This is a genomic window from Aquiluna sp., from assembly GCF_965064355.1.
Map to the genome: position 1 here is coordinate 1 of NZ_CBCHRQ010000003.1, position 23683 is coordinate 23683.

Here is a 23683-nt window from a genome sequence, read left to right on the forward strand (position 1 = left end):
CAGTTAATCGTTAGTCACCACCCGATGTTCCTTCGTGGAGCATTTGAATTCTCCGACCTGGGTTTCAAGGGAGCAAATTCTTCTTTTGCGATTAGAAATAATCTCGCGGTTTTCTCCGCCCACACCAATGCGGATTTCCAGGTCGATGGAGTCACTCAGTCTTTGGCTAAGGCCCTGGGCCTTCAAAAGCTATCGCCTTTGGCGACGGCTAACAATCACGTTGTTATAGGTCAGACGCCAAAGGCGCTCACGCTTTTGGATTTCGCAAGGTTTGTAGCCAAGCGGATTCCAGCCGTTGCCCAGGGCGTGAAAGTATCCGGAGATCCAGAACGTTTGATCTCTAAGGTGGCGGTTCTTGCCGGTGCGGGGGATGGTTACCTCATCGCAGTCGCGCAATCCGACGTGGATCTCTACATCACCTCAGACCTTCGACACCATCCAGCTCAAGATTTTTCGGAGCAAGGCAAGTTGGGAAGCGGTCCAGCACTTATGGATATCTCGCACTGGGCTGCCGAGTGGGTTTGGCTCGAGAGCGCCAAGTCGCAGCTTGAGAAGCTCAATAGCCAAGTAGAGTTTGTGGTTAGTGAAATCAATACTGACCCATGGACGTTTGCGGTGATGCAATGAAGTTAGTCAACGGCGACTTAGAGAACCTCTTTGCGCTACAAGAGCTAATTTTTGAGAATCGTAAACTCGAGCAGGAAGCCAAGCTTCTGGCGTCTGGGGCAGACCTCGAATCAGCACGAAGTGCCCAACTTTCAAACTCCGCTGAGATAAGTGCGACCAGAGCTCAGAATGAGACCCTTGTTCGGGAACTCGAACGTCTAGAGGCTGACCTCGCACTTGTAAACAAGAGAGTTGCGACCGACAAAGATCGGCTAACTAAGACAGCAGTACCTCGAGACGCACTAGGTATCCAGCACGAGCTTGAAACATTGGCTAAGCGAGCCAATGACCTCGAGGATGCCGAGATTGAATTACTAGAGCAAAAGAGCGAGTCGGACATGCGAATGCATGAGCTTGAAGTGCTTGGTCAGAAATTGGAAGAGGACTTCCAGATCACCAAGGCACGCGTGCAAATGGAATTAGCTGAACTAAAAACTAAGCACCAGGCAAATTTTGAAGCCGCTTCCGCTCTGCGCAAGCTGGTTTCCCAGGAGGTACTGGAGAGATTTGAAGCTCGACTCTTACGAGGAATTGCTATTGGAAAGCTTCAGAAGAACACCTGCACCGCATGCAACATGACCATCACCGCAACCGCACTTTCAGAGCTTCATCATGTTCCAACCGACGAGTTAGCTAGCTGCCCAGTGTGCCAGGCGATTCTGATTCGATGAACTTCGTCCTCTATGCCGATGGGGCCTCTCGAGGTAACCCAGGGCCAGCAGCATATGGGGCAGTTGTGTACGACAGCTCAGGCACTCTCATTGCTGAACTTGGTGAGAACCTTGGTATCAGGACCAACAATTACGCCGAGTACCAAGCGGTTATAGCAGGTCTTAGACACATCGAGACGAACTGGCCAGGTTCCAAGGTGTTAGTCAGGATGGATTCGAAGTTGGTCGTCGAGCAACTAAGCGGCCGCTGGCAGATAAAGCACCCCGAGCTCAGAGAATTGGCCCACGAGGCAATTCGGATAATGCGCAATCTCTCGGTTGAATTGCAGTGGGTCCCGAGGGAGCAGAATTCGGCTGCGGATGCAGCTGCCAATCGTGCCTTGGATGAGGGGGATTTCGGAGACTCAGTGGAGCTTTCCCTGAGCTCAATCCAACCCAAGAGCATCCGCTCGCCAAGACAAAGTATTGAACCCACAACTTTCGTACTGATCCGACACGGGCACACCCAGCTCACCGAGTCGAATCTTATAAGCGGCAGTAGCGGTGAGGATCCTACGCTCAGCGAACTAGGTTTCCTAGAAGCTGAGCTTGCCTCTAAAGAGGCAGACGAACTGTTGGCGCGCTTCGGTTTAGGGACGATATCAAAGGTGCTACATTCCCCGCAGCCTCGTGCCACGCAAACCGCGACCGCAGTTGCAAAGCACTTTGAAGTCGGCATGCAGGCCGATGCCAGATTCAAGGAGATTGGATTTGGTGATTGGGAAGGTCACTCGATAGCTGCGAAGGAAGCATCCAGCGCTCAAGAGATCTCCAACTGGCGAGGATCTATGAGCGCGAAGCCCCCTCAGGGAGAGTCGGTCGATGACCTTGAACTAAGGGTTAGGTCTGCACTTACTGAGGCAATCACCGAGTTCAATGGCCAGACGGTAGCGATTGTCAGCCACATGATGCCGCTTCGTGCGATTCTCAGGCATGCGCTTGGAGGTCCAGTTTCGCTTAGTTGGACCCTGCAGTTTGCTCCGGCTTCGGTGTCTGTTGTTCGTTACTTCGGTCCAAACTTTGCAGAGGTCTTTGTAATTAATTCTTGCCAACATCTGCCAACTAAGTAGGCTTTAGCTAGATGGGTCAACCAGGCGGTCGCGACATAGTCGAGGAACGTCCGGGCTCCAAAGAGCACGATGGTGGGTAACGCCCACCCGGAGTAATCCGAGGGATAGTGCAACAGAAAGTAAACCGCCCGCAAGGGTAAGGGTGAAACGGTGGTGTAAGAGACCACCAGCAGCGCAGGTGACTGTGCTGGCTATGTAAACCTCATCGGGAGCAAGACCAAGCAGAAGGCGCTATGAGCTGCTCGCTTAGCCTTCGGGTAGGTCGCTAGAACTTGTGAGCAATTGCAAGTCGAGATAGATGATCGTCCACGACAGAACCCGGCGTATCGGTTGACCCATCTACTAATCTTCGCTGGACGCGTATGCCAGCGATGCTGCTCCAATAATGCCCGCTGAATTCTTGGTGGTGGCTGGCACAATTTTGGTTTTCAGGTTCAGTAGCGGCAGGAATTTCTCGTGGTTCTTAGAGACACCACCACCAACAATGAATAGATCCGGGACTAAAAGACGCTCAAGCGTGGAGTAGTACTTCTGCAAGCGCTCAGCCCATTGCTCAAAAGAAAGCCGATCTCGCTCCATAGCACTGTAGGCAGCCTGGGTTTCGTAGTCGACGCCTTCGATTTCAAGGTGGCCAAGCTCTGCGTTTGGAATTAGTACACCGTTGTAGAACAGGGCGGTTCCAATGCCGGTGCCAAGTGTTGTCATGATGGTAAGTCCGTGAGAGCCCCTACCCGCTCCGAACTTAACCTCCGCTAAACCTGCAGCATCTGCGTCGTTTATGACGTGGGTGTGGCGATTGAGTGTCTTGTCAAACAGCTCGTCTGCGTTGAGGCCAATCCAGCGCTTAGAGACATTTGCCGCGGATTGGGTGAAGCCGTGCTTGACCACCGCGGGGAAGCAAATACCAACCGGGTAGTTTCTGTGGGATACGCCAAGTGAATCGATTATGGAGTTGCAGGCCTCCGCGATGTCTTCTGGCTCGCCACCGGCTGGGGTTTCGACACGAATTCGCTCGGAGACCAGTTCGCCTCGCTTGATGTCAACGATGGCGGCTTTGATGCCCGTGCCACCAATGTCAATTCCAATGGCTCTTTTTCCCACTTATGCCTCCGTAAGGATTTCTGGACCATCTTCGGTAATCAAGATGGTGTGTTCAAACTGTGCGGTGTGTTGCTTGTCTTTTGTGGTGACAGTCCAGCCGTCCTGCCACATGTCCCAATCCGCGGTTCCCAAGGTGATCATTGGTTCAACCGTGAAGACCATCCCAACTTCAATCAAAGTGTCGTATTCAGGTTCGTCATAGTGCGGGATTATCAATCCGGTGTGGAAACTTGGGCCGACGCCGTGGCCGGTGAATTCCTTTACGACTCCATAGTTGAAGCGCTTGGCATAGGTCTGAATTGCCCTGCCAATTATGTTTACCTGTCGACCTGGCATGGCCGCGCTAATTCCGCGATGCATGGCCTCTTTGGTTCTGGAAACCAAATTTGCTAACTCTTGGGAACCCTCGCCAATTAAAACCGTGCCGTTGGTGTCGCCGTGGACCCCGCCGATAAACGCAGAGATGTCGATGTTAAGAAGATCTCCGTCTTCTAAAACCGTGTCGTCTGGTATTCCGTGACAAATGATCTCATTCATGGAACTGCAAAGTGATTTTGGAAAACCACGATATCCCAAAGTGGATGGGTAGGCATTTTGGGAGATCAGAAAATCGTGGCCAATTCGGTCCAGGTCGTCGGTTGTCATGCCTGGCTTTGCGCTCTCTAGCACCAAATCGAGGGCCTGGGCTGCAATCTTTGATGCGACCCTGATGCGCTGGATGGTTTCTTGGTCGTACTTATCGCCACCGATATGGGGTGCAGGCCCGGACTTTCCGACATACTCGGGTCTTGCGATGCCATTAGGTACGGCTCTAGCGGGGGATAGCCTCCCGGGCACAAGCTTTCCATTTTTGTCTTTTGGCATGAGCACGATTCTATTTTCATTCTTGCTTTACTAGGCTCAGACCATGGCGAAAGACGAATATTGGTTCAATACCAAGACCCAAGAGGTCGAAATTGGTAAGCAGTCACTATCGCTAGATCGACTTGGCCCATTTGCCACTATGCAAGAGGCTAAGAACGCAGTCGAAATTATCGCCAGGCGAGCAGCAGCGCTTCGTAAAGAGGATGAGTCCTCAGATAAGTGGTCTAGCTAAAGCTTTGCTCAGCGGTTGGAAACTCGCCATTGAGGACCTCACTGCGATAGTTCACCGCAGCGTTTGAAAGATCTTGACGAAGGTTCAGATATTGCTTGGCAAATGATGGCGCTTTGTCTCCAAGACCTGCAAAGTCCGTCCAGACCAAGATCTGCGCATCAGTCTTGATACCAGCGCCAATCCCGATAGTTGGAATGCTTAGCTCTTTGGTGATGCGCTCGGCAAGATCAGCGGGGACCATTTCAAGCACCACGGCAAAAGCACCAGCCTGCTGGATAGCAAGGCAGTCTCTCAGGATGTCGTCTCCGCCATCTCCTCGTCCTTGAACCTTGAAGCCACCAAGGGCATGGACCGACTGGGGAGTGAAGCCAACGTGACCCATTACTGGAATGCCAGCATCGACGAGGGCCTTGATCTGCTCGGTGCGGGCACCCTCAAGTTTTATCGCCGCGGCACCGGATTCCTTCATCGCCCTGATCCCATTTTCAACAGCCTGGAGGGCTGAGATCTCGTAGCTTCCAAAAGGCATGTCGAGAACGACTAATGCGTCTTTAGCACTTCTTGAAACAGCGCGACCGAAGATCAACATCTCATCCAGGGTTATCCGCACGGTGCCGTCGTTCGCCAGTACGGTATTGCTCGCGGAATCGCCAACCAAAATCACTTCGATACCAGCCTCATCAAAGATCTCTGCGGTTAGTGCGTCGTAGCTTGTTAGGCAAGAGAAACGCTGACCCTTTTGCTTCAGGGCTAAAAGCGTGGAAGTTCTAATTTTCATAGCTCACCAAATCTAGTGGTGAGCGGAACTCTGCGACCACGACCAAAGGCAATAGAAGTTGTCTTGGTGCCAATTGCGCCCTGGGATCGCTTCCACTCTGAAGCCCTAACCATGCCGTCAATCCTTGCCACCGTATGGGCGTCGAATCCTTGATTTACGATCTCGGCAACAGTGAGCTTGCCCTCAATTAGTAGCGCCAAAATGGCATCCAAGAGTTCGTAGTCGGGGAGGGAATCCTTATCCAACTGCCCAGGTCTTAGCTCTGCGCTAGGGGCCTTGGTGATCGAGTTTCTAGGAATCGCATCGAAGCCTCGGATTTGGTTATAGGTCTCGGCAAGTTTCCAAACATCTGTCTTGTAAACATCTTTGATGGGAGCGAATCCACCAGCTGCGTCCCCATACATTGTGCTGTAGCCAACCGCTACCTCAGACTTGTTTCCCGTCGAAATTAGAAGATGACCCTCAGAGTTTGAAATACCCATCAGGATCACGGCCCTGATTCTGGCTTGAATGTTCTCCTGTGCAAGATCACTGAGCTTAAGGCTTGACTCAAAGGCCTTGTGAGCTGCATCGATCTCAATTGTGCGATGCTCGATACCTAAGTTTTGGGCAAGTTCCCTAGCATCACTGAGCGAGTGATCAGATGAGTACCGAGATGGCAAAAGCACGCCGGTTACGTTTTCCGCTCCAACAGCCTCCTTGGCAATTGCTGCGCAGAGCGCGGAGTCGATACCACCGCTCAGGCCAAGAACCACTTTGCGCTGACCTGTTTTTTGCAGGTAGTCCCTAAGTCCAATAACCAAAACATCAAAGAGCCGAGTGTAGATATCTTTGTCTGCAGGTGAAGTATTGAATCTGCCATAGAGCCCAGGGTTCAACCCAGCGGTCACAATCTCATTGCCGGCTTCATCAATCAGGAAGCTATCGCCATCAAAAACCAGCTCGTCTTGACCACCGGCCAGATTCACATAGGCGAGGCTCATGCCTTGAGCAAATCCTTTAGCCGCGACCCTACGCTGCTGGCTCTTTTCGCGAGTGTACGGTGAACCATTTGGCACGATGAGAAGCTCGACACCCAGCCCCTTCAGTTTTTCCGAGCGAGTCGGATTCTCATCCCAAATGTCCTCGCAGATAGCAATTGCACACTTGGTTCCCGCAACATCAAATACCAGTTCGCTGTTGCCGGGGATGAAATTCCTCCAGTCATCGAAAACGTCGTAGTTAGGCAGTTTTTGTTTGTCGTAGCGGCCAATCAGCTTTCCTTGGCTAAACACAGATGCGCTGTTGGTTGCGATGGCATCAGAAGATTGGATGCTGGAGTGTCCATTAGCACTAAGCGCTGCGTGACCAAGCACGATCGTAAGGGCAGGAAAGGCTTGGGATTTTGCTATCAATTGCTCTAGGGACAGCTGTCCGGCTTGGATTACATCCCTGCGGTAGCTAAGGTCTCCAAGCGGGTAGCCATTGAGTGCCAGCTCTCCAAAAACAATAAGGTCAAGCCCCTCTGAGTGCGCTTGAGCCATCATGCTGTGGATCACAGCAGCGTTGTTTTCGTAGTCTCCTACGACCGGGTTTGTCTGCGCTAAACCCACTTTTATTTCTGGCACAGCCACTAGCCTATTAGCTAGTAGCAGGAGGTCTAATGGACAAGCAGCAAGAGTTCGTACTTCGCACCATTGAAGAGCGTGGCGTGAAGTTCATCCGACTATGGTTTACCGACGTCGCCGGCACCCTAAAGTCGGTCGCCGTGGCACCTGCCGAAATCGAGGGAGCCTTCGCCGAGGGCATTGGTTTTGATGGCTCGGCCATCGAGGGATTAGCTAGAACTAGCGAAGCGGACATGCTGGCTATGCCAGACCCATCAACCTTCCAGATTCTCCCGTGGCGCGGAACCGTAGACCCAGCCGCTCGTATGTTTTGCGATGTCGCAACCCCTGACGGCAAGCCAGCAGCAGCGGACCCTAGAAACGTGCTTCGTCGTGCCTTGGACAAGGCCGCCAAGATGGGCTTTAGCTTCTATGTCCACCCTGAGATTGAGTTTTACCTTCTGAAAAGCCCAGAGCTTGATGCAAACGGTCTACCTGTTCCGGTTGATACCGCCGGTTACTTTGACAATGTCCCAGGTGGAACTGCGCACGACTTCCGTCGTCGCGCAGTGACGATGCTTGAGCAGCTTGGTATTTCTGTTGAGTTCAGCCACCACGAGGGCGGTCCCGGGCAGAACGAAATCGACCTTCGTTACGCCGATGCGCTTTCGATGGCCGACAACATCATGACCTTTAGAACGGTAGTCAAGGAAGTTGCTATCGAGCAGGGTGTCTACGCCACCTTTATGCCAAAGCCTTTTACCAACCACCCGGGTTCGGGTATGCACACTCACTTCTCGCTGTTTGAGGGTGACCGCAACGCGTTCTTTGACCCAGCCGCCAAGTACCACCTTAGCAACGTCGCACGTCAGTTCATAGCTGGCATCCTTCGTCACGCCCCGGAGTTGACTTTGGTCACCAACCAGTACGTAAACAGCTACAAGCGCCTGTGGGGTGGCGGAGAGGCTCCTAGCTACGTTAGCTGGGGCCACAACAACCGTTCCGCCCTGATTCGCGTTCCACTGCACAAGCCTGAGAAGAGTCAGAGCACTCGCATCGAGTATCGCGCAATGGATTCCGCTGCCAACCCTTACCTTGCCTACGCTCTGCTGCTTTCAGCTGGCTTGAAGGGCATCGAAGAGGGCTACGAGCTATCTCCGGAGACTGAGGACGATGTCTGGTCACTTAGCGACATGGAACGCCGCGCTATGGGAATTGAAGCATTGCCACAATCACTTGATCACGCCATTAGAAAGCTGGAGTCATCCGAACTTGCCGCAGAGGTTTTGGGCGAATCGGTTTTCAGCTACGTGCTTGCAAATAAGCGTAACGAGTGGGCACATTACCGTTCTCAGGTAACCCAATTCGAGCTAGAGCAAAACCTCCGCACGCTCTAGATGGTGGATTCCAGAAGCTCATCGCTTAGCGAGTTAGCTCGTCTGGGTTTTGAAGCGCTGAGCGAAACCGTTCCGAAGCTTGAACAACTGGTAAAGCTCGTCGGAGATCGTGGTCACGGTGCACTAGCTGCAATCTCGACAAGTTCCTCTCCTGATCGAGCCTTAGACGTCCTAATTCGGCTAGCGGAAATAGAACCAAAAGGCTTGTCTAAGATTCTCGCAAAGCACGATCAGGCTGAGCGTCTTTGCAGGGTGCTAGCCGCCAGCAATGGTCTATCTGACTTTCTGCTTAGACACCCGCAGTTACTTTCACTTTTTGCGGCCCCAGCTCGCATACCCGCCCCTGAGCAGCTTCTTTTGCTAGATGACTCTTCCCAAGATAATTTGAAGGTCTCTTATCTGACTCAGCTGGTGAGGGTCGCGGACTTCGATCTTGGTCACTCGGACTACAAAGCGCCAATCCAAGCAGTAACTGCTGCGTTAAGCGACTTGGCGGCGGGTGCTCTAGGGGCAGCGTTGAAGATTGCTCGCCGAGAAGTAGTTCAGGAGGCTCGTTACACGCCAGAAGAGATCCAAGCAACCGAGCTCGCAGTCATCGCAATGGGAAAGTGTGGTGCAAGAGAGCTCAACTATGTCTCGGACGTCGATGTAATTTATGTGGTAGCTGGCGAGGGCGAGAATGTCATTGAGATTGGCACGCGCCTGGCCACCAAGCTCGGTCGCATCATCTCGGAACCAAGTCTCGAACCTGGTCTGTGGGAAGTGGACCCAAACCTCAGACCCGAGGGCAAGTCCGGAGCTTTAGTTCGTCGCCTCGAAGCGCACCTCAGCTACTACCAAAAGTGGGCTGAGGACTGGGAGTTCCAAGCACTGCTCAAAGCACGTTTTGTGGCGGGAAGCGAAGTTTTGGGTAGGCAATACGAGCAAGTCATTAAACCTTTGGTCTTGGGGAGAACCAATCGCGCCGGAATCGTTGAGAACGCTCGCAATATGCGCAAGCGAGTCCTCGATTTGATTCCTGCAGGCGAGAAAGATCGCGAGATCAAGCTCGGTCGAGGTGGGCTTAGAGATGTCGAATTCACCGCTCAATTGCTGCAGCTAGTCCATGGCGTCACAGACGAATCAGTCCGAGTTTCCGACACCCTGTCCGCCATCCAAGCTCTTAGTAAGGCTGGCTTGATTGGCAGAAGCGATGCCGAGGTTTTCACTTCTCACTACCAAACACTCAGGGCGATCGAGCACCGTGTTCAGCTTTCTAAGCTTCGGCGAGACCATCTAATTCCACTCGACGACTCAGATCTCAGGCGGATCGCAAGAGGTATGGGCCTAACCTCGGCGAGCCTTGAAGAGCTTTGGAATAGGGTTCGCGGCGAAGTAGCTGCACTGCATGACAGCGTCTTCTATCGTCCACTTCTGACGGCCATGGCTTCTCTGAGCCCTAACGATGTCCAGCTAACGGACGAGGAAGTGCTTGATCGACTCAGCGCTTTAGGTTTTAGCGATGCAAAAGGCGCGGTTTCTCACATCGCCGCTCTCACCTCCGGCGTATCCCGGCGAGCGGTAATCCAGCGCACACTCCTTCCGGTGCTATTGCGATGGATGGCCGAGGGCATAGACCCCGATAGAGCACTTATCTCTTTCAGGAGATTGAGTGAGAGCCTGGGTGAGACCCACTGGTTCCTAAAAATGCTTCGCGATTCCTCGGGAGCTGCGGAACGCTTAATGCGAGTGCTGTCGTCATCCGCCTTTATCGCACGGCTACTCGAGCACATTCCGGATTCGTCAGTTTGGTTCAGCGATGAGGATTCCCTAATGCCGCTTGAGCGACAGGTGATCGTTGACGAGATGTCAGCCATAATCGAACGCTCAACTGATCCTGATCAGTGTTCCGAGGCCCTGAGGCAGGTGAGAAGGCGAGAGATACTCCGTATTGCGAGTTCCGCAGTCTTGGGAGCAACAACAATGACTCAGATTTCGGAAGGACTTACCGCCATAACTGACGCTTACGTCATTTCAATGGTGATACTCGCTAAGCAAGCAAGCGGCTCAGATCTGGACTTCGGGGTTATCGCCATGGGCCGCTGGGGCGGCATGGAACTCGGGTTTGGATCGGATGCTGATGGCATGCTGGTTTATCAATCTGACAAGCTAACTGCTCAGGCTGAAGCAGAGAAAGTTTCCCAGCTACTACTTTCCCTCTCGAAGGATTCACTCCTGGAGTTTGAACTCGATTTGGATCTCAGGCCTGAGGGCAAAAATGGCCCAAGAGTGCGTTCAGTAGCCGGCTATGCCGGCTACTACGAGCGCTGGGCTGACGCCTGGGAGTTCCAAGCTCTATTGCGAGCAAGAGTTGTAGTTGGATCCAAGGATCTTCAGGAGGAATTTACCGGTCTGATCGATCTTTATCGCTACCCCGAAGAGATTTCCAAGGCGAACCTGATTGAAATTCGCCGTATCAAAGCCCGCGTCGAGACCGAAAGGCTCCCGCAGGGAGCAGACCCAGCCAGGCACCTGAAGCTCGGAAGAGGCTCCATCTCAGATGTTGAGTGGCTGGTGCAGTTCTTGCAACTGCAGCACGCCAACAAGGTCCCGGCTTTGCAAACAACTTCAACCTCCGAAGCCTTGGAGGCACTAAGAGCCCAGGGCTTGATCCCTGCCGAAGACATTCAGCGCTTAGCCTCCGGTTGGTTCATTGCCTCAAGATGCCGCAGCGCTGAGGTGCTAGCCAGCGATAAGAGAACCGACCAGTTGCCAACTGATCTGCGCCAGCTCGACGCAATGGCAAGAATTCTCGAGTATCAGCCGGGGGATTCGCAGTTACTTGAAGAGAACTATCTCTCGGTAACGCGCAAGGCTAGAACTGCATTCGAAAAGCACTTCGCTTAAATGAAAACAGGCGGACCCCAAGGCCCGCCTGTAATCAATTGACTTATTAGACGCCGTAGTAAAGCTCGAACTCGTAAGGGTGAGGGCGCTGCGCCAATGGCTTTAGCTCCTTCTCACGCTTGTAGTCGATCCAGGTCTCAATCAGGTCGTCGGTGAAGACGTTGCCCTGCTTGAGGTACTCGTTGTCCTGCTCCAAAGCCACAAGGACATCGCCTAGCGAGCCAGGAACCTGAGGAATGGTCTTAGCTTCCTCTGGTGGCAACTCGTATAGGTCCTTGTCAACCGGAGCGTGAGGCTCAGTGCGGTTCTTGATGCCATCAAGTCCAGCCATCAGCATTGCTGCGAAGGCTAGGTAAGGGTTTCCAGATGCATCAGGAGCGCGGAACTCAATGCGCTTAGCCTTCGGGTTTGAGCCAGTCATTGGGATACGAATGGCAGCCGAGCGGTTACCAGCCGAGTAGACCAGGTTCACTGGTGCCTCAAAGCCTGGAATTAGACGGTGGTAGGAGTTCACGGTTGGGTTGGTGAACGCAAGCAAGCTCGGAGCGTGCTTTAGAAGTCCTCCGATGTACCAGCGTGCTAGGTCAGAAAGGCCGCCGTAGCCGGACTCGTCATAGAACAGTGGCTTGCCGTCTTTCCAGAGTGACTGGTGAACGTGCATACCGGAACCGTTGTCACCAAATAGTGGCTTAGGCATAAAGGTTGCGGTCTTGCCGTACTGGTGAGCTACGTTCTTGACGATGTACTTGAACTTCAGTACGTCATCTGCAGACTTCACCAGGGTGTCGAAACGGTAGTTGATCTCACACTGACCAGCAGTACCAACCTCGTGGTGGCTGCGCTCAACATCAAGACCGGCTGCCTCTAGCTCCAAAACGATGGTGTCGCGAATGTCAGCTAAGTGGTCAACTGGAGAAACAGGGAAGTAACCACCCTTGAATGGAGTCTTGTTACCTAGGTTTCCGCCCTCTTCCTGACGTGCCGAGTTCCAAGCACCTTCAACCGAATCCACGATGTGGAAAGCGGTGTTGGACTTGGTCTCGTAGCGAACCTCATCGAAGATGAAGAATTCAGCCTCTGGTGCAAAGAATGCGGTGTCTGCGATTCCGGTGGACGCTAGGTAGCGCTCAGCTTTGTGTGCGACCTGTCTTGGGTCGCGGTGGTAAAGCTCACCGTTGCGAGGGTTGTAAATGTCGAACGAGATGATCAGAGTCTTCTCGATGCGGAATGGGTCGATGTATGCAGTGGTCACATCTGGAATCAACTGCATGTCTGACTCATGGATTGAAGCAAAACCGCGAATCGAGGATGCGTCGAAGAGCTGCCCATTGGCAAAGAATTCTTCGTTGATCTGAGACACTGGCAAGTTGAAGTGCTGCTGAACGCCTGGTAGGTCGGTGAAGCGCACATCTAGGAACTTAACGTCGTTTTCCTTGATGTATGCAATCACCTCAGAGGCAGTTTTGAACATGGCTGTTCCCTCTCATAGGTTGTGCTTGTAGCAACATTCCGGTCGGAATGAAAATAAACTACCGCCCAAATGTTTCAGGAATGTTAAGCCTTGCGCTTAGGCGGTCTTGCTCTCATCGGGTCAATTCCCTTAGGAATCGGTAGAGCCGATGAACCAGCAAGCGAGTCCAGACGATTAGCCACGGCGCTAACCTCTGATCGGGTGAGAGACTTTTTCAACTTGTATACGGTCTTTAGCAGGGCGTAAAGGCGAACTCCACCATCTAATGAGACACGAACCTTGTGAATCTGAACTCCAGGCGCGCTGCGAGAAATTCGGCGCGATTCGTCTTCCAGCATCTGCTGAACTCTCGCCGAGGGTCCCTCGCCAATCAACACGACACCAGCTGGACCAATCATTCGGTAGACAGCGTCACGGCTCTTCGGGTTTACGGCGATGGGCATTGGCGAGGTGCGCCAGGTTTTGCGAATCTGGGAGTCTAGAACCGCTCCAACCGCTCCGGCCTGGCCTTCGATTTGAATGTAGGCGTTTCGCTCGGCGCGTCTTGACATCACGATCATAAAAGTCAGTACTGCCGATAGCAGCCCAGTGGCAATCCACAGCCAGAAGCCAAGAGTTCCGAAGCCATTGACCAGGAATCCGATTAGGAAGCTTGCGCCCAGAACCAATAGGAACCCCAAAATGGAAAGCCATAGGGCGGTCGGGTCTTTCTTTGCGGTGATTTTGTATACACGCAGTAACTGGCGCAATTTGCCAGGAGATTTTGGATTCTTAGCCACGGGAGTAGTTTACTCAGGCAATCGCGCTAGCTTGCGCGAACTCAAGCTTGTCGGCTAAATGTTGCAGGTGCTCAGGAATCGGTCGACCCTTAGCTAGCATGCTCGTTGCCCAAAGTCGACCGGCCCGGTAACTGGAACGAACCAATGGACCGGATAGCACTCCAAGGAATCCCATTTCTTCGGCTTCTTTGGCCATCTCAATGAATTCCTCTGGTTTAACCCAGCGTTCAACAGGGTGGTGTCTTGGTGAAGGCCTCAGATACTGAGTGATTGTGATGATGTCAGTTCCCGCGTCATGCAGGTCCTGAAGCGCTTGAGTAATCTCAGAACGCTCTTCGCCCATGCCCAGAATCAGATTGGACTTGGTGACCATTCCAGCTTTTCTGCCCTGGGTGATCACGTCTAGAGATCGGTCATAGTTGAATGCCGGTCTGATGCGCTTGAAAATCCTTGGAACGGTTTCGACGTTGTGCGCAAATACCTCTGGCTGCGCGTCAAAAACCAACTGAAGAAGTTCCGGCTTGCCGCTGAAGTCAGGGATCAAAATCTCTACGCCAGTGCCGGGGGACTGCTGGTGGATCTGACGAATGGTCTCGGCGTAAAGCCAAGCGCCTTCGTCCTCAAGGTCGTCTCTTGCCACACCCGTAACGGTTGCGTAGCGGAGGTTCATGGTCTTTACGGATTCACCAACACGTCTTGGCTCGTCAGCGTCAAAGTCAGCTGGCTTACCGGTGTCAATCTGGCAGAAATCGCATCGTCTGGTGCACTGCGAGCCACCAATTAGGAATGTCGCCTCACGGTCTTCCCAACACTCGAAGATGTTTGGGCATCCGGCTTCTTGGCAAACAGTGTGAAGTCCCTGGTCTTTCACCAGAGAGTGCAGTTGCTGGTATTCCGGGCCCATTTTGGCGGTGATTTTTATCCACGGAGGCTTGCGCTCAATCGGGGTCTCGCTGTTGCGAACCTCAAGGCGGAGTAGCTTGCGCTCAGGCTTAGATTCTGGCACTTGGTATCTCTCCCATCAGTTCTTTTACAAGAATAGCGGCTTCTTTAACGCTTACATCACGCCCGAGAATTCTGCTCAGGGTTGTCGTCTTCGCATCAGAAATGCCACAGGCGATGATGTGCTCGTATGGCTCGAGTGAGTTATTGCAGTTCAGGGCAAAGCCGTGCATCGTTACCTTCTCGGCAACTCGAATTCCGATTGCGGCAACTTTTTCAAACCCGCCTTCAGTTTCAAACCAAACTCCGGTTCGACCTTCGACTCGCTCGCCCTTCACACCAAGGCGGGCTAAAACGTCGATTAGCACCTGTTCCATCCAACGCACATAATTCACAACGTCGATTGGCTGGGGGAGTCGCATGATTGCATAACCAACTAGCTGGCCAGGGCCGTGCCAGGTGATCTTGCCACCGCGATTGGTCTCTACGAATTCACTTCCATCTAGCGGCAGCTCCTGGGCTTCCGTGCGTTTGCCGGCGGTGTAGACCGAGCTGTGCTCGAGAAGTAAGACAGTGTTTGGGATTTTGCCTGCGACAACCTGAGCATGAATCTCAAGTTGCTTTTGGTAAGCGTCTGCATAACTTATGTAGTTCGGGGCGAAAGCAAGGTCAATAAACTCAGGCACCTAAACCTCTTTGCAAGCTAGATACCTAGATTTGCTTCGAAAGCACCAGCCTCAAGGCGAGCCTTTACATCGGTTAGGTAGCGAGATGCGTCTGCGCCATCGATGTGACGGTGATCGTAGCTAAGCGCGAGGTAAACCATTGAGCGAATAGCAATCGACTCGTTGCCTTCAGCGTCAGTCACTACTACTGGGCGCTTGGTGACGATACCCGTTCCCAGGATCGCGCTCTGAGGCAAGAACACCACCGGAGTATCGAATAACGCTCCACGTGAACCGGTGTTAGTAAAGGTGAATGTTCCACCGCTTAGCTCGTCTGGAGTCAGCTTGTTGTTGCGCGTGCGGTCTGCAAGCTCCGCAATCTGCTGAGCAGTCTGCGCGATGTTTAGCGAAGCTGCATTGCGAATCACAGGAGTGAGCAATCCACGCTCGGTATCAACTGCGAAGCTGACGTTCTCGGTGCCGTGGTAAACGATGTTTTCGCCATCGACAGAGCTGTTGATCTTCGGGTGAGCCTGAAGTCCCTCTGCTGCCGCTAGAACGAAGAATGGCATGAAGTTCAGCTTGACACCGGTCTTTGCCATGAAGTTTGCCTGAACGCTCTTGCGAAGGTTTGCGATCTTGGTGACATCAACCTCAACAACGGTTGTGAGCTGAGCGCTGGAGTTCATCGAAGCAACTGCACGCTCTGCAAGCACCTTGCGTAGACGAGACATTGGCTCGGTGGTACCGCGCAGTGGTGAAACGGCGGGCGCAGGGGCAACTGCCGATGGCGAAGCGACTGGTGCGCTTGATCCAAATGCCATTACGTCTTCCTTGCGGATACGGCCACCAACGCCGGTTCCTCGAACAGCAGCCAGGTTTACGCCCATGTCATGCGCTAGCTTGCGAACGATTGGGGTGATGTAGTTAGGGTCTGATTCACTCTCCGCCGCAACTGGTGCTGGAGCAACAGCAGGAACTGGAGCCGGCATGGCAGGAGTAACCGGTGCTGCAACTGGCGCAACAACGGCAGCCGCCACAGGCATTGCCGCGACGGGTGCCGGGATAACCGGTGCCTCAACGATTGGAGCTGGAGCGGCTACTGGAGCAGGAGTTTCGACAGCTACTGGAGCAGGAGTTTCGACTGCTGCCGGAGCGGCAGCCGCACCATCAGCGATAATGGCTAATACAGCGCCAACAGCTACGGTTTCGTCTTCTTGAACCATGATTTGCTGAACAACGCCAGCAACTGGCGATGGGATCTCGGTGTCGACTTTGTCTGTTGATACCTCAACCAATGGCTCGTCAACGGCAACAGTGTCGCCGACCTTCTTGAGCCAACGGGTAATGGTTCCCTCGGTTACAGATTCTCCAAGTGCTGGAAGAACAACTTCGCTCATGACTTAGTCCTTTTACTTTTTAGGCGTGTGCGTGTAGTGGCTTGCCAGCAAGGGCTAGATGCGCCTCGCCGATTGCTTCGTTCATGGTTGGGTGGGCGTGCAGGTGTGGTGCAACATCCTCTGGGTAGGCCTCCCAGTTCACAATTAGCTGAGCTTCGCCGACCTGCTCGCCTGCTCGAGAACCGATCATGTGGAACCCGACCACCGGTCCGTTGTTCTGTCTAACTAGCTTTACGATTCCAGCGGTGCCCAAGATGTTGCTCTTGCCGTTACCAGCCAGGTTGTACTCGTAAATTGAGACATTGTCAGTGCCAAACTTTTCGCGAGCTTGTGCTTCGGTTAGTCCGACAGAAGCAATCTCTGGCTCACAGTAGGTAACACGTGGGATGCCCCACTCATCAATCCTCGCAGGCTTTAGCCCAGCTATTTCCTCGGCGACGAAGATGCCATGCATAAATCCGCGGTGAGCAAGTTGCAATCCAGGGACGATGTCACCAACCGCGTAGACGCCGGGAAGGTTGGTCTGAAGACGGTCGTTGGTTGGAACATAACCACGATCCATCGTTACGCCCTGCTCCTCAAAGCCGAAGCCGGTGGCATTTGCTCCGCGTCCAACCGCTACCAAAAGCAGCTCTGCGGAAATCTGCTCACCGTTTTCAAGCTCAATGGTTACGCCGTTATCATCTTGAGTTACGGTCTTGAACCGGTTACCAAGCTTGAATTCGATTCCACGCTTCTTATATGCACGCTCTAAGACCTTGCTCATGGCAGGGTCCTCGTTAGGTACAAGGCGGTCAAGGCCTTCGATAATCACTACCTCAGCGCCGAATGAACGCCAGATCGATGCAAACTCAACGCCGATAACGCCACCACCGAGAATTGCAACCCTGTTTGGCACAAAATCCATCTGCAGTGCCTGGTCGCTGGTGATGACTCGCCCAGTGATCTCAATGCCTAGGGTCCTGGTGTTTGACCCGGTGGCTAGGACTACGTTCTTGCCGGTGTAGTTTTCGCCATTCACAGTCATGGTCTTCGGACCAGTCATGCGACCTTCACCATTGACGAAGGTGATGTCCTTGCTGGCCACTAGACCGGTTAGTCCCTTGTAAAGCTTCTCGACGATGGAGTCGCGGTACTTGTTCACCGCCGTCATATCAATAGATTGGAAAGTTGCGTTCACACCGTAGGAGCCAGCCTCGCGAGTCACGTCGGCAACCTCTGCTGAGTGCAGCAGCGCCTTAGTTGGGATACAGCCGCGGTGCAGGCAGGTACCGCCTAGCTTGTCACGCTCAATTAGCGCAACGCTCATACCAAGTTGGGCACCTCTTAGCGCTGCTGCGTAACCGCCGCTTCCGCTACCAAGGATTACCAGGTCAAAGTTGTGATCGGCCATCGTATATGCTCCAAATTCTCGCCAAACAGACCAAGTCTAATACCTAGCGGGGCTATGCGCGCTTAGCCATCTCAATCAACGTGCGAATCATTACACCGGTCGCCCCACTTGGGTAAACCGAGTAGGGAGCCGAGTCATTGTTTGCGCAGGAGGCAATGTCCAGGTGAGCCCAGCTCGCATCTTTTGGCACAAACTCTGAAAGGAACAAACCGCCAACCAACATGCCACCTGCCGGTGCGCCAATTCGACTATTTACCATGTCAGCAACATCAGATTTCAGAATTTCACGAAGTTCGGCAGGAAGTGGCATCTCCCACAAAAGCTCGTCTGCCTCCGCTGCAGCTTCTTTGGCAAGACTGATCGCATCGCCCTTACCCATAAGACCCGCATAGCGCTTTCCCAATGCCACTGAAGCAGCGCCAGTGAGGGTCGCGATGTCAATGATGTGATCAGGACCGAGCTCTGAGGCAAGCGAAAGTCCGTCGCCGAGTACTAGCCTGCCCTCAGCATCCGTGTTGAGAACCTCAACAGTCTTTCCGTTCCGCAGTGTCAGCACATCACCCGGACGAGTCGCTTGACCGCTTGGCATATTTTCCGCCAGGCACATGAATCCTGTGATGTTCGCCTTGATGCCAAGCTGGGCTGCTCCAACGATGGCTCCAAGAACTGAGGCAGCTCCCGCCATGTCGTACTTCATGCCAATCATCGAAAGTGGCTGCTTCAATGAAAGACCACCGGTGTCGAAGGTTATTCCTTTACCCACCATGGCGATGTGTTTTCCGCCGCCTCGATAGGTGAGCTTCACCAGTCTTGGTGGGCGGACCGAGCCTTTGCCGACGCCAAGGATTCCGCCGCACTTCTCCTTTTCAAGCTTCTTTTCATCCCAGATCTCGACATCAATCGGCAGTCCTTTAGCCAGCGATTTCGCCTCTTTGGCTAGTTTCTCGGGCCAGAGCTCGTTGGCCGGCATATTTATCAACTCGCGGATAGCCACGATTGTGTTGGCAAGGCTAACTTCCCTAGAGATGTCAACTTTTTCGGCGCAAACTATCTGGACATCGATCTGTGTCTTGGAGTCTTTCTTGAATTTTGCCGGAGTCTTTTGACCAAGCACCGCGCCCTCGGCGAGATCCTTAGCCTCGGCTGCGCTGTTGGCTCGAAGAAGCAGCGGTGCTTTGTCACTGGCTGCTCTAACTGCGGCGGCAGCAAAGTCTCGGGCCTTGTAGTTGGAACCCACCCCAATCACGAGCGCAATGTTCTCGCCCACCAAAATCCTCGCTGCCGTGCCTGGGCTCTTATCCGCCTTGTGGAGATCAAGGATTTGCTGGGTAAGGGCGTCTTCCGTCACTAGAAGTCCACTGTCAGACAGTGGAATAGCAAACTGGTGCGCGGAGGTTGGGGATGATGTGACGACGGTGACATTAATCATTCCCCAAGCTTATTGAGTTAGTATCGGGCCATGGCTGAGCTGTATCGAATCTACGAATCTGAGCAACAGGTTCAAGGTCTTCCGATGCTCGCCATGCTTTCCGGTTTCACTGACTCCGGGCAGACAATCTCGCAGCTCTCGGAGCACCTTTTCGCACACCTCGACCATGAATTGATTGTCAGTTTCAGCAATGACGAGTTGTTGGATTACCGATCGAGAAGGCCATTGCTCTTGTTTGAGAAAGACCACATTGAGTCTTACGAGCCGCCGGTTTTGGGTTTGTACTTGGCACATGATGAAGCAGGCAGTCCCTTCCTTTTGCTAGAGGGCTACGAACCGGATTTTCGCTGGGAAGCGTTTGCAGCCGCCGTTGCCGATTTAGTAGATCGGTTCGAAATCTCCTCCCTGACCTGGGTTCACTCCATTCCGTTCCCGATCCCACATACCCGTCCGGTCGGAATTACCGTCTCAGGAAACAGATCTGACCTTGTCGAAAAGTACTCAGAGTGGAAGCCTCAGACTCAGGTACCTGGAAACGTAATCCACTTACTGGAGTACAAGCTTGGTCAAACCGGGCTCAGCACGACCGGTTTCGTGTTGCTGGTTCCGCATTACCTTGCCGACAACGAGGTTCCATCAGCAGCCCTCACGGGGCTTGAGCTAATAACTGCCGCAACTGGTTTAGTTTTCCCAACCGATGAGATTAGAGAGCGGGCTGCAAAGTTCGAGGCAAAGGTCAACGCACAGCTTGAGGAAAATGCTGAGCTGGCCAAGCTGGTTGCAACTCTCGAGCAGAGTTACAACTCCGGAACCGGACCCTCGCGCTCACCGATCGGAAAGCCACAGAATATCCCGCCTAGTGCAGACGAGATTGCCGAGGAGCTAGAGAAGTACCTCGCCAACATGTCAAAAGATGATCCACGCGCGGAATAATTCCAAAGAAATAAGCGTTGTTAGCACCCAGGGCCACTTTTTAGTGGCATACTTAATAGCTAAACCCTTTCCGGTCTAACGACTTGACAAGGGTTTAAAGTCTGCCCAAAAAGAGGTTTATTATCGCTACCGTGTCCAAGGCCAAGGCCAAAGCAACCAAGCCAGCTGGCAAAGCCAGCAAGGCTAAGGCTGCCGTTATCGAAGATGACGAAGAGGACATCGAAGACGAGATTGAAATTGAAGCAGTTGAAGAGATCGTTGCTGAGGTTATCGAAGTCGTCGAAGTAGTAGTCGAAGAACACAAGGACGAAGAGTCCGAACCGACCATTGACGTAAACGCATTGCCTGCCGACGTACTAGTCCTGAGCGATGACGATGATGACATCCCAGTCCAGAACCTAACTATTTCAGGCGCAACAGCCGACCCTGTTAAGGACTATCTAAAGCAAATCGGTAAGGTTGCGCTACTAAATGCTGAGCTAGAGGTTGAACTAGCCAAGCGCATTGAGGCTGGCCTTTTCGCTGAGGAGAAGCTGGCAACCGCAAAGTCTCTGGCTCCTGCCGAGCGTCGCGACCTGAGCTGGGTGGTAAAAGACGGTGCGCGCGCCAAGAGCCACCTTTTGGAAGCCAACCTTCGCTTGGTGGTGTCGCTAGCAAAGCGTTACACCGGTCGTGGCATGCAGTTCCTAGATTTGATTCAAGAGGGAAACTTGGGCCTAATTCGTGCGGTAGAGAAGTTCGACTACACCAAGGGATACAAGTTCTCAACCTACGCAACCTGGTGGATCCGTCAGGCAATCACCAGAGCAATGGCCGACCAGGCTCGAACCATTCGTATCCCGGTCCACATGGTTGAGGTCATCAACAAGCTTGCCCGTGTCCAACGCCAGCTACTTCAGGACCTAGGCCGCGAACCTACTCCTGAGGAACTTGCAGCAGAACTGGATATGACCCCGGAAAAGGTCGTCGAGGTTCAGAAGTATGGCCGAGAGCCAATTTCCCTATCTACTCCGCTTGGTGAAGACGGAGACAGTGAGTTTGGTGACCTTATTGAGGACACTGAGGCTGTTGTTCCGGCAGACGCTGTTGGATTCACCATGCTCCAGCAGGAGCTTGAGCGAGTTCTTGATTCGCTTCACCCTCGCGAAGCTGGTGTGATTCGCTCAAGATTCGGTCTTGGTGACGGTGTTCAGATGACTCTGGACCAAATCGGTGAGAAGTTCGGTGTCACTCGTGAGCGAATTCGCCAGATCGAGTCCAAGACCATGTCTAAGTTGCGCCACCCTTCCCGTTCTCAACTACTGCGCGACTATCTAGATAGCTAATGCGCACCTTCCTGGCGATGGCGCTTGGGAAAACTGCTCGTTTTCTACTGCGTCTAGTTAGACGCGGTGGGGGATCGTCACTGCCGGGAACTATAGCTGCGGCAATTCAACCAAAACTTTTAGAACGAGCCATTCAATCCGCTCCGCAGGGTCTGGTTGTTGTCAGCGGCAGCGCCGGAAAATCGAGCACCACCAAGATCATCGTTGCACTTTTGGAAGCGCATGGCCTTCGAGTATTCACTAACCCATCAACTGCCAACATCAAGCAGGGCTACTACGCTTCTGTGCTGCAATTTGGAGACCTTCGAGGCCGAATAGCTGCCGACATTGTTGTTCTTGAGTGGGACGAGGGTCACGGTGCTGCCTTGGCTAAGGAATTGAAGCCGCGACTAAGCGTTATCACCAACGTGCTGTCTGATCAGTTAGACCGCTTTGTGGATCCGATTTACGTCCAGGAAAAACTTGCTGAGATCATCAACAACTCATCATCAGTGATCGCCAATCGTGACGATCGTAACGTTGCTCAGATTGCCAACGGTCATGCCGATGTACTCGGTTTTGGACTATCAGCTGAACTTTTAGAGGCTGGGCCGTCGTATGCAATCAATTTCGGTGAAAAGCCAGAGCTTTCTGCTTCTGCCTTGATAAAACAAGCAACCGCCGAGCGGCTACTGATAATGCTCAAAGGGACAGACCTCGAGATTGCCGGCAACTACGAGAACCTCTCGCAGGCGATGAATGTCTCCTCCGCAGTCCTTGCTCTCGATGCTCTGGTTGAGATGGATGCACCACTGGTCGCCCAAACAATAGAGGCACTGCCGCCAGTTTTTGCTCGTGATGAGATGGCTATGGTGAGAGATCGACTTGTGCGTTTAATGCTGGTGCAGAACCCAACCAGCTTTCAGCTAAACCTAGATCGATTGCCCAGCACCCCTCACCCGCTGATGATCATGGCCGGAAGAGACATCCACGACCCAAGCTGGCTGTGGACGGTTGACTTCTCAAGACTAGATAGCGTTGATGTCGTGTCTGGCTTTAATGCTCACGAACTCGCCCTGAGGTTGCACTATTCAGGGGTTGAGGTGAAATTGGTTGAGCCAAAGATTGATCTCGCTAACGAGCACTTTGCGAAGTTGGCCGGATCGGACCCAACTATCGTTTTCTCAGCGGATGCGATGCGACGAACCCGGCGATATTTAGGGCTGGCAAAATGATCAAACTTTCCTCTTTCAAGCCCGAGTTCTTCGACAACAACGGAGATCAGGGAAATCTTGCGGTCATTTCAGCTCAGTTTTCCGCTCTGAATGTTGAATTTGAAATCACCAACGATTACCAAGGAAGCGACTTCCTATTGGTTGGCGACTGTGCGATTGCCGTTCTGCACCACTTCGAAACGGAACTTCTTGAACTTCTTCCAGCTCTAAAGATGCGCTTGATGGCTGGAAAGCCAACGCTGTTAGTGGGTAGAAGTTACGAGTACTTTGCACCTCTTTTGGATATCGATCTCAAACATGGCGAGAGGGAATCCAAATTCGTATCTCTACGGGTGCTGGATCATGATGTATTTGGCTACCATAACTCGACTGTCATCGAGCCTCGCCTGCATGTCTCTGGGTCATTTATCGGGACCACTCTTTTTGGTCCGCTGTTCGCGAAGAATCCCCAGCTTCTAAAAAAGGTTGCCAGTTCCCTAGGTGTTGAGCTAAAGGGCGAATACTTCGAACGCAGCGATGACTTGGCTAACCGTGTGCGTGAGGCAACTATCTTTTAGAAAGATCCTCTGACTGGTCGTGCCAGGAGATGGTGATCGGTTCTAACTTGGATTTGTTGGCGTTACCGTGGTGCGCGCAAAAGAGCAGGTCACCCGACTCTAGGCCAACTCGAATGTATGCCTGAGCTCCACAAACATCACAACGGTCTGCGGCAACTAACTTGGTGGTTTCTTTTAGATCTTCCATTTGATTACATTCAACCACCTACCCACCACAAATAAGTCCCAGTTACGCCCAGTTTCGCTAACTGCGAAGTGGCAAATGTTAATTCATGGTGCCTGAGG

22 protein-coding genes and 1 other RNA gene are annotated in these 23683 nt (G+C 52.9%); 11 read left to right on the forward strand and 12 right to left on the reverse strand.

Going from position 1 to position 23683, the window contains the following annotated elements; translation table 11 throughout:
* The 4 genes from AC128V_RS00550 to rnpB form a co-directional block, all read left to right on the forward strand.
* Positions 1-627, forward strand: a 627-nt coding sequence (locus tag AC128V_RS00550) for a Nif3-like dinuclear metal center hexameric protein (protein WP_482762735.1), incomplete at its 5' end; no start/stop codon positions are given.
* Positions 624-1337 carry a zinc ribbon domain-containing protein gene (locus tag AC128V_RS00555; protein ID WP_482762736.1) on the forward strand — a complete coding sequence of 238 codons (714 nt, stop codon included), beginning with the start codon at positions 624-626 and terminating at the stop codon, positions 1335-1337. The genes AC128V_RS00550 and AC128V_RS00555, both read left to right, overlap by 4 nt.
* Positions 1334-2446: a histidine phosphatase family protein gene (locus tag AC128V_RS00560; protein ID WP_482762737.1), complete on the forward strand. Its 1113-nt coding sequence runs from the start codon at positions 1334-1336 to the stop codon at positions 2444-2446. The genes AC128V_RS00555 and AC128V_RS00560 overlap by 4 nt, the downstream gene beginning before the upstream one ends.
* A 12-nt stretch (positions 2447-2458) precedes the next feature.
* Positions 2459-2788: RNase P RNA component class A (gene rnpB / locus AC128V_RS00565), an RNA gene on the forward strand.
* Here the strand turns inward: rnpB and ppgK are convergent.
* Both ppgK and map read right to left on the reverse strand, forming a co-directional pair.
* Complete coding sequence (ppgK, locus tag AC128V_RS00570; RefSeq protein ID WP_482762738.1) at positions 2789-3547, reverse strand: polyphosphate--glucose phosphotransferase; 759 nt, start codon at positions 3545-3547, stop codon at positions 2789-2791.
* On the reverse strand, positions 3548-4411 hold the full coding sequence (gene map, locus AC128V_RS00575) for a type I methionyl aminopeptidase (protein WP_482762739.1): 864 nt from the start codon (positions 4409-4411) through the stop codon (positions 3548-3550). It abuts the gene before it with no gap.
* Positions 4412-4454: 43 nt separating this feature from the next.
* On the opposite strand from map, the gene AC128V_RS00580 reads away from it, so the two are divergent.
* Positions 4455-4643 carry a hypothetical protein gene (locus tag AC128V_RS00580; RefSeq protein ID WP_482762740.1) on the forward strand — a complete coding sequence of 63 codons (189 nt, stop codon included), beginning with the start codon at positions 4455-4457 and terminating at the stop codon, positions 4641-4643.
* Here the strand turns inward: AC128V_RS00580 and panB are convergent.
* Both panB and AC128V_RS00590 read right to left on the reverse strand, forming a co-directional pair.
* On the reverse strand, positions 4636-5421 hold the full coding sequence (gene panB, locus AC128V_RS00585) for a 3-methyl-2-oxobutanoate hydroxymethyltransferase (protein ID WP_482762741.1): 786 nt from the start codon (positions 5419-5421) through the stop codon (positions 4636-4638). The two genes, AC128V_RS00580 and panB, sit on opposite strands and share 8 nt — an antisense overlap.
* Positions 5418-7028 (reverse strand): NAD+ synthase, encoded by a 1611-nt coding sequence (locus AC128V_RS00590; protein ID WP_482762742.1) that lies wholly within the window; start codon positions 7026-7028, stop codon positions 5418-5420. Before AC128V_RS00590 ends, panB begins: the two co-directional genes overlap by 4 nt.
* A gap of 35 nt (positions 7029-7063) precedes the next feature.
* On the opposite strand from AC128V_RS00590, the gene AC128V_RS00595 reads away from it, so the two are divergent.
* Both AC128V_RS00595 and AC128V_RS00600 read left to right on the forward strand, forming a co-directional pair.
* Positions 7064-8404 (forward strand): glutamine synthetase family protein, encoded by a 1341-nt coding sequence (locus AC128V_RS00595; RefSeq protein WP_482762743.1) that lies wholly within the window; start codon positions 7064-7066, stop codon positions 8402-8404.
* A gap of 3 nt (positions 8405-8407) precedes the next feature.
* Positions 8408-11290: a bifunctional [glutamine synthetase] adenylyltransferase/[glutamine synthetase]-adenylyl-L-tyrosine phosphorylase gene (locus AC128V_RS00600; RefSeq protein WP_482762744.1), complete on the forward strand. Its 2883-nt coding sequence runs from the start codon at positions 8408-8410 to the stop codon at positions 11288-11290.
* Between the two features lie 46 nt (positions 11291-11336).
* Here AC128V_RS00600 and glnA read toward each other — a convergent pair whose 3' ends face one another.
* From glnA to AC128V_RS00635, 7 genes are all read right to left on the reverse strand, one after another.
* Positions 11337-12761, reverse strand: coding sequence for a type I glutamate--ammonia ligase (glnA, locus tag AC128V_RS00605; RefSeq protein WP_482762745.1), 1425 nt, complete (start codon positions 12759-12761; stop codon positions 11337-11339).
* Between the two features lie 83 nt (positions 12762-12844).
* Positions 12845-13540 carry a DUF4191 domain-containing protein gene (locus AC128V_RS00610; RefSeq protein ID WP_482762746.1) on the reverse strand — a complete coding sequence of 232 codons (696 nt, stop codon included), beginning with the start codon at positions 13538-13540 and terminating at the stop codon, positions 12845-12847.
* Positions 13541-13553: 13 nt separating this feature from the next.
* Positions 13554-14546, reverse strand: coding sequence for a lipoyl synthase (gene lipA / locus AC128V_RS00615; protein ID WP_482762747.1), 993 nt, complete (start codon positions 14544-14546; stop codon positions 13554-13556).
* Positions 14533-15168 (reverse strand): lipoyl(octanoyl) transferase LipB, encoded by a 636-nt coding sequence (gene lipB / locus AC128V_RS00620; RefSeq protein WP_482762748.1) that lies wholly within the window; start codon positions 15166-15168, stop codon positions 14533-14535. The genes lipA and lipB overlap by 14 nt, the downstream gene beginning before the upstream one ends.
* A gap of 17 nt (positions 15169-15185) precedes the next feature.
* Entirely contained in the window at positions 15186-16547 is a 1362-nt protein-coding gene (sucB, locus tag AC128V_RS00625; protein ID WP_482762749.1) for a 2-oxoglutarate dehydrogenase, E2 component, dihydrolipoamide succinyltransferase, read from the reverse strand.
* 19 nt (positions 16548-16566) lie between these two features.
* Positions 16567-17940 carry a dihydrolipoyl dehydrogenase gene (gene lpdA / locus AC128V_RS00630; protein WP_482762750.1) on the reverse strand — a complete coding sequence of 458 codons (1374 nt, stop codon included), beginning with the start codon at positions 17938-17940 and terminating at the stop codon, positions 16567-16569.
* Between the two features lie 52 nt (positions 17941-17992).
* Positions 17993-19369, reverse strand: a complete 1377-nt coding sequence (locus AC128V_RS00635) for a leucyl aminopeptidase (protein ID WP_482762751.1) — start codon at positions 19367-19369, stop codon at positions 17993-17995.
* A gap of 30 nt (positions 19370-19399) precedes the next feature.
* Here AC128V_RS00635 and AC128V_RS00640 point away from each other — a divergent pair, with 30 nt between their 5' ends.
* The 4 genes from AC128V_RS00640 (at position 19400) to AC128V_RS00655 (ending at position 23398) form a co-directional block, all read left to right on the forward strand.
* Positions 19400-20302: a proteasome assembly chaperone family protein gene (locus AC128V_RS00640; protein ID WP_482762752.1), complete on the forward strand. Its 903-nt coding sequence runs from the start codon at positions 19400-19402 to the stop codon at positions 20300-20302.
* A gap of 101 nt (positions 20303-20403) precedes the next feature.
* Positions 20404-21627: an RNA polymerase sigma factor gene (locus AC128V_RS00645; protein ID WP_482762777.1), complete on the forward strand. Its 1224-nt coding sequence runs from the start codon at positions 20404-20406 to the stop codon at positions 21625-21627.
* On the forward strand, positions 21627-22841 hold the full coding sequence (locus AC128V_RS00650) for a MurT ligase domain-containing protein (RefSeq protein ID WP_482762753.1): 1215 nt from the start codon (positions 21627-21629) through the stop codon (positions 22839-22841). The genes AC128V_RS00645 and AC128V_RS00650 overlap by 1 nt, the downstream gene beginning before the upstream one ends.
* Entirely contained in the window at positions 22838-23398 is a 561-nt protein-coding gene (locus AC128V_RS00655; RefSeq protein WP_482762754.1) for a hypothetical protein, read from the forward strand. Before AC128V_RS00650 ends, AC128V_RS00655 begins: the two co-directional genes overlap by 4 nt.
* Here the strand turns inward: AC128V_RS00655 and AC128V_RS00660 are convergent.
* Complete coding sequence (locus AC128V_RS00660) at positions 23388-23585, reverse strand: DUF7455 domain-containing protein (protein ID WP_482762755.1); 198 nt, start codon at positions 23583-23585, stop codon at positions 23388-23390. The genes AC128V_RS00655 and AC128V_RS00660 overlap by 11 nt on opposite strands.
* Positions 23586-23683 lie beyond the last annotated feature (98 nt).

What these genes read in the sequence shown, in the direction of transcription:
- AC128V_RS00555 (WP_482762736.1), top strand. Translation starts at nt 624, where the DNA reads ATGAAGTTAGTCAACGGCGACTTAGAGAACCTCTTTGCGCTACAAGAG.
- panB (WP_482762741.1), bottom strand. Translation starts at nt 5,421, where the DNA reads ATGAAAATTAGAACTTCCACGCTTTTAGCCCTGAAGCAAAAGGGTCAG.
- lpdA (WP_482762750.1), bottom strand. Translation starts at nt 17,940, where the DNA reads ATGGCCGATCACAACTTTGACCTGGTAATCCTTGGTAGCGGAAGCGGC.
- AC128V_RS00595 (WP_482762743.1), top strand. Translation starts at nt 7,064, where the DNA reads ATGGACAAGCAGCAAGAGTTCGTACTTCGCACCATTGAAGAGCGTGGC.
- AC128V_RS00640 (WP_482762752.1), top strand. Translation starts at nt 19,400, where the DNA reads ATGGCTGAGCTGTATCGAATCTACGAATCTGAGCAACAGGTTCAAGGT.
- glnA (WP_482762745.1), bottom strand. Translation starts at nt 12,761, where the DNA reads ATGTTCAAAACTGCCTCTGAGGTGATTGCATACATCAAGGAAAACGAC.
- AC128V_RS00635 (WP_482762751.1), bottom strand. Translation starts at nt 19,369, where the DNA reads ATGATTAATGTCACCGTCGTCACATCATCCCCAACCTCCGCGCACCAG.
- sucB (WP_482762749.1), bottom strand. Translation starts at nt 16,547, where the DNA reads ATGAGCGAAGTTGTTCTTCCAGCACTTGGAGAATCTGTAACCGAGGGA.
- map (WP_482762739.1), bottom strand. Translation starts at nt 4,411, where the DNA reads ATGCCAAAAGACAAAAATGGAAAGCTTGTGCCCGGGAGGCTATCCCCC.
- AC128V_RS00560 (WP_482762737.1), top strand. Translation starts at nt 1,334, where the DNA reads ATGAACTTCGTCCTCTATGCCGATGGGGCCTCTCGAGGTAACCCAGGG.
- AC128V_RS00660 (WP_482762755.1), bottom strand. Translation starts at nt 23,585, where the DNA reads ATGGAAGATCTAAAAGAAACCACCAAGTTAGTTGCCGCAGACCGTTGT.
- AC128V_RS00580 (WP_482762740.1), top strand. Translation starts at nt 4,455, where the DNA reads ATGGCGAAAGACGAATATTGGTTCAATACCAAGACCCAAGAGGTCGAA.
- AC128V_RS00655 (WP_482762754.1), top strand. Translation starts at nt 22,838, where the DNA reads ATGATCAAACTTTCCTCTTTCAAGCCCGAGTTCTTCGACAACAACGGA.
- AC128V_RS00650 (WP_482762753.1), top strand. Translation starts at nt 21,627, where the DNA reads ATGCGCACCTTCCTGGCGATGGCGCTTGGGAAAACTGCTCGTTTTCTA.